This is a genomic window from Anaplasma phagocytophilum (genome assembly GCF_023476575.1).
GTDB lineage: Bacteria > Pseudomonadota > Alphaproteobacteria > Rickettsiales > Anaplasmataceae > Anaplasma > Anaplasma phagocytophilum_A.
On record NZ_JAHLEX010000090.1, the window covers coordinates 1 to 4815 of the forward strand.

At 42.0% G+C, this 4815-nt stretch carries 4 protein-coding genes and 1 pseudogene; 1 reads left to right on the forward strand and 4 read right to left on the reverse strand.

Annotation, left to right across the window (positions count from 1 at the left end; all coding sequences use genetic code 11):
• The 3 genes and pseudogenes from KPX09_RS04405 to KPX09_RS04415 all read right to left on the reverse strand — a co-directional run.
• A pseudogene (locus tag KPX09_RS04405) lies at positions 1-516 on the reverse strand (hypothetical protein); the annotation flags it as partial.
• Between the two features lie 284 nt (positions 517-800).
• Entirely contained in the window at positions 801-1727 is a 927-nt protein-coding gene (locus KPX09_RS04410) for a P44/Msp2 family outer membrane protein (protein WP_249549168.1), read from the reverse strand.
• Positions 1728-2064: 337 nt separating this feature from the next.
• Entirely contained in the window at positions 2065-2622 is a 558-nt protein-coding gene (locus tag KPX09_RS04415; RefSeq protein WP_249549169.1) for a helix-turn-helix domain-containing protein, read from the reverse strand.
• 236 nt (positions 2623-2858) lie between these two features.
• On the opposite strand from KPX09_RS04415, the gene ndk reads away from it, so the two are divergent.
• Positions 2859-3281 carry a nucleoside-diphosphate kinase gene (gene ndk / locus KPX09_RS04420; protein ID WP_249549171.1) on the forward strand — a complete coding sequence of 141 codons (423 nt, stop codon included), beginning with the start codon at positions 2859-2861 and terminating at the stop codon, positions 3279-3281.
• A 34-nt stretch (positions 3282-3315) separates the two neighbouring features.
• Here ndk and KPX09_RS04425 read toward each other — a convergent pair whose 3' ends face one another.
• Positions 3316-4545, reverse strand: coding sequence for a CCA tRNA nucleotidyltransferase (locus KPX09_RS04425; RefSeq protein WP_249549170.1), 1230 nt, complete (start codon positions 4543-4545; stop codon positions 3316-3318).
• Between the last annotated feature and the right edge of the window lie 270 nt (positions 4546-4815).

Below are 4815 nucleotides of genomic sequence, written 5' to 3' on the forward strand. Positions count from 1 at the left end.
AAGACAGGTATAGATCACGTCTCTCTTACTCTGACGTAACCCTGAATAGCAGGCGTTCAGCACTGCGAGACCAAGGTGAACTCCAGGATTCTCACCTACGAACCCACTTATCTCTCCTCCTACTTCTCTCCTACCGGAGGTAAATGCAAAGTGCACCGCATTTCCCTCAACCTTGTAACCCGCAGCGCTAGGGCGAAACTTCTGTTCACCCCCCTCTATCTCTATACCCAAATTCCCAAAACGATAGCCGAAGGAACTACCAAGTCCAAACTCTTCCGTGTACACAGGCCTATATTTATCACCGAACTCCCCGCTTCCAACTCCCCCAATTCCCTTAGCGAAAGTATCACGACCATACCTAACAGCACTGAGCTCCCCCTTACGAGGTCCCATTACACTACCAGCCACACCTCTAATTTTTAAGTGTCCAACCCCAAAGTCTGCTATGCTTTCTCCCCACCCCAGGGACGCATAGAACCCATCGGCTTTACCCCGCTCCACTAAACAAAAAGACACAAGCAAGCAACAGGTAAAAAACAAGCAGCAAAGACCCCTGAACGCCATAAGTTACAACACCTAAACCCAACCAGAGCACTCCCTTCCATATACTACCAAGGGCGGCTCTACAACCTGTACAGGTATAAGTTATACTAAAAAAGAATTAAGTCAAGAGGACTTAGGATTTATTTTGCTGTGTGGCTATGCAATTTAAGAATTAATTAGGAATCACCATTCTCAACCAAGAATATACATAGACCTAACCATGCTATAAGATTCCAAGATATGCCGGTGCCGGCACACTAAAGTGTTAGTCGAACACCACACTCCAATCCATAATAGAGTAATGATAGATTTGCATCAGGATATAGTATAGAATCAGTGCTGATGCTTTGGTTTGTACCGACATTATCAGAGCTAGATTCCCCAGTAGCCGCTATATTATGCTTTACACGCACATTCTTAAATTTCTCTCCATCTACTTTATCTACATAAGCGGAGAGAAATACTGACGCCTTTCTAGAGAGAAAATACTGCACACCCACCTTAGCCTGATAAGCCCACCTTTGCTCCAATACGCCTAAAGCCTTTACATATCCTATTCCCCCCCCGACGCAAATATTGGGCGATAGACGTGATTCCTCAGGAATCATGTCATAGCATAAATTTGCAACAAGAGATGTAATGGCAAGGTCTCTATTTTCAAGAAAAATGTAATACTTTGCATTAGGGTGTGTGTCAGTAGGTTTTCCCGTTCCGCTAGATGAAGCGGAAGCGGCAAACCTGTAGGCTTTGTCACGTGCTTTATACCGTTTTGGATCTATGAGAAACTTCTGATGCATACCCTCTACTTCAACTCTAACGTATCCTGTAGAGTACCCAGCTGATGCAGAGATAGCTTGCCTGCTATGAAGATATGAAGGACTATACTTTCCTTGAAAGCTTGCGGCATCATTAGTCGTAGATGTGCCTGCTGCAGCCTGAGGGGCAGCAGCTATACCGCCCGTGCTGTCAGAATCTTTAGCAGAGAACACGTCCAGAGGTTTACCTCCATGCACCAAAGAAAAAGCTCCAAAATACGGCACTGCATACTTGTACTGGATGCTGGAAAAGAACCCTTCTACTCCGGCTTGCCGTGAGAAATCTACAGGTTTCGGCGAAGCAAACGACAGCGAAGGTAGCATAAACATTACAGTGGGTAGGGCAAATACACAGATTTTCTTCTTCATAGCGGATTACAAATACTTTTAAGAGTCCATACCTCAGCGTAGAATAGGCCAACCGATACATCATGTCAAAGTACATTAAAGCAATTTTTGCAAATAAAGGACTGGATAAAGGAGTTATTAAAGAATTTTAAGAGGTGTGATCAGGGCGCGTATTGGGTGATATGTATCAGGAGTTGCAATGAAAAAAAGATCTGAGAGTTATGGTATTCATCTGCAAAAATGCATAAAATAAAAGTAATGCGGGCAGCACTAAAACAGCACGAAGCTGCCCGCTCGCAAACTTATTCGACGCAGAAAGGCAAGGCCAAACTAGCAATTTTTTTTTGCGAATTGTGTATTAATCTTCTTGTTCTTGGTTTGTTACGATAACATACTCGGGACCCCTATAGGAAGTTTCATAATCATCATTAGATTGTTCTGCGCACATAACTTTCACTAGTGTATGAATTGCGCCGCGCATTTTTTCACTTTTTATTCTACGGTATGCCCTAACAAGCATTAATACTTCTTTGCCATCATTATAATTATGATCAAATTCCTCTAATGATGCTTCATCTCCTTCTTGAATACAAGTTATTGATATATCAGTCCCGTCTGATATAGACCGTAGATCATTTTGCAACTTAGACATGAGGTCATTAATCTCAATGCCTAAAACACGAGCCAGCTCATATAACCTGCTTATCACTATACGGTTAGTACCCTTTTCGTATTTTTGTACTTGTTGAAATGTAATCCCTAACCTGCTTGCAAGCTGATTTTGGCTCATGCCCTTCATGATGCGCTGCTTCTTTATTTCCCGTCCCACATACTCGTCCACTGGATGGGGCTTTGTTTTCCCTTCTATAGTTATTGGGATGGAATTTTGGTTTTGTGCTTGAGAAGTCATAAACATTATCCCATGTGTTACTCAGATAACTTAGGATAAATCATACATAATAGTAATGCAACAGTTATTTCATGTGTGATTGAGATCCTAAAACCGTGAATAGCATGCTAGATTAGTAATAACTATACGGATAATTCTCATGCATAGGTTATTGCAGTTGTTTATTACGTTATACACTTGCGATAATGTACTGTTGCATGTTAGCATATTCGGTTGAAGTTGAATATAAAGGGGGCACAAGAGTGCAAGAGAGGACGCTTTCTATCTTAAAGCCTGATGTCGTTGAGCGTTGCATAATAGGTAATGTTATTTCCTATATAGAGGCTGCGGGGCTTAAAGTTGTTGCTCAAAAGATGTGTAGGTTAACTATTGCGCAGGCCGAAGAGTTTTATGGTGTGCATCGTGACAGGCCGTTTTTTCCTGAGCTCGTTAAGTTTATGACTTCAGGACCCGTTGTAGTGCAGGTGCTGGAGGGAGACTCGGCTATAGCTGTATACAGAGATGTGATGGGTGCTACGAATCCTAAAGAGGCTGCTAAAGGGACTATAAGAGCTGATTTTGCTGAAAGCATAGATGCAAATTGTGTGCATGGTTCGGATAATGCAGATAATGCAAAGAGGGAAATCATGTTTTTCTTTGGAGAATATGAGATTTTTAAGCGGTAGCTAGTAATTGGGCGGTGCTTGGTTCCGGAAGTGCTTAGGGAGTGGAGGAAGGCTTTTTCTCGAGTAATATCTTGGCGGTAGTTAGTAGTTGATCACGAGATACGTTGCGTACGTCTTCTTCCCACATTGTCTGTAGAATTCGTAGTGTTTGCCCGAGAACTTTTCCTGTTGGGTAGCCCAGTTGAATTAGGTCTTTTCCAGAAATAGGTAAGGTTGCTGGTATGAAGTCTTCGCTGGAAGCAAGGTGGGCATGCAGAATGCTTTCGGGTAATGAAGCGTTTTTTAGGGAGCTTATGATTACTAAATCCTTGTAGATTTCTGTGCCTAGTGTGTTCATATACTTCTGTTGTTGTGCAGAGGTTAGGGGTAGATCTAGCTTAGTTAGGAGCAGGGTCTCTAGAAGATTCTTCTCTTTTCGTGACAGGCGTAACGCATAGGTAAGGTTCTGTGCTATTTCTACAACAGAGTGTGAGGAGTCTTCTTTATACAGTAGCGCTGCAAGTTTAGCTATCGGGGATCTTGTTACGATTTGGGGAGATGAAAGCACTTCTACGTTAATATGGTGTGGTATAATCTGAGCTAAAATATTACACTGTTCCATGATGTGCAGGGTTTCTACGCAGTTTCTACATGCTAAGAGTTTAAAAAATTCACTTCTGATGCGCTCCTTTGAGAGTAGTGCTAGTTTACTGGCGTGCTTGCTGCATACATTGATTATTTCTTTGCTGAGCATGCTATCACTGCATATTGAAGCATGAAACCTAAATACCCTAAGTATCCTTAAAAAATCTTCATTAATGCGTTGTTCCGCATCGCCTATGAAAGCAACGGTCCTGCTCTGTAGATCGCGAATTCCCGTAAAGTAATCATAGATTTTTCCATGCTTGTCGCAGTATAAAGCATTAAACGTAAAGTCTCTCCGAGACGCATCTTCTTCCCAACTGTCTGTAAAAACTACTGATGCATGTCTTCCATCGCATTTAGTATCGAGTCGTAGGGTTGTAATTTCATAAGGTACACCTGCTACAACTGCCGTGACGGTTCCATGTTGCATACCGGTGGGGATGGCCTTAATGCCTGCAGCTTTTAGTGATGTAAGTACTGTTTTTGGTAACAAATCTGTCGCCAAATCTATATCAGTGGTCTCACGCTGAATTATACTATCTCTTACGCAGCCGCCAACTAGTCTAACGCTACCATTAAGGCTTTCTAATACTTCAATTATACGCTGAACACCGGCATTTTCTATTAATTTATTAAGCATCTTTTGCCTATCTCCACTATAACTGATATTAGCAAACTTATAAGCAGAAAGCAGCAACTTGCATCAAGGGGGTATGTTGTAAGCCAAAGGTGCTGTCCTTATAAAATACCATAGAACAATGTAAATTGGTTTAGCCAGAGCAAGGGCCCACTTTTTATCTGGAAAAGAGATTATAGCTATAGTATGAGCATGCTCAAGAGGGTGCCATGTATTATGGCCGAGGTGGATAGGTAATTAAAGAGTGCTGTGTAACTTATTTATACGAAGTGT

Bases quoted from the DNA above. Each gene is read 5' to 3' on its own strand.
- KPX09_RS04410 (WP_249549168.1), bottom strand. From the start codon at position 1,727: ATGAAGAAGAAAATCTGTGTATTTGCCCTACCCACTGTAATGTTTATG.
- KPX09_RS04415 (WP_249549169.1), bottom strand. From the start codon at position 2,622: ATGTTTATGACTTCTCAAGCACAAAACCAAAATTCCATCCCAATAACT.
- KPX09_RS04425 (WP_249549170.1), bottom strand. From the start codon at position 4,545: ATGCTTAATAAATTAATAGAAAATGCCGGTGTTCAGCGTATAATTGAA.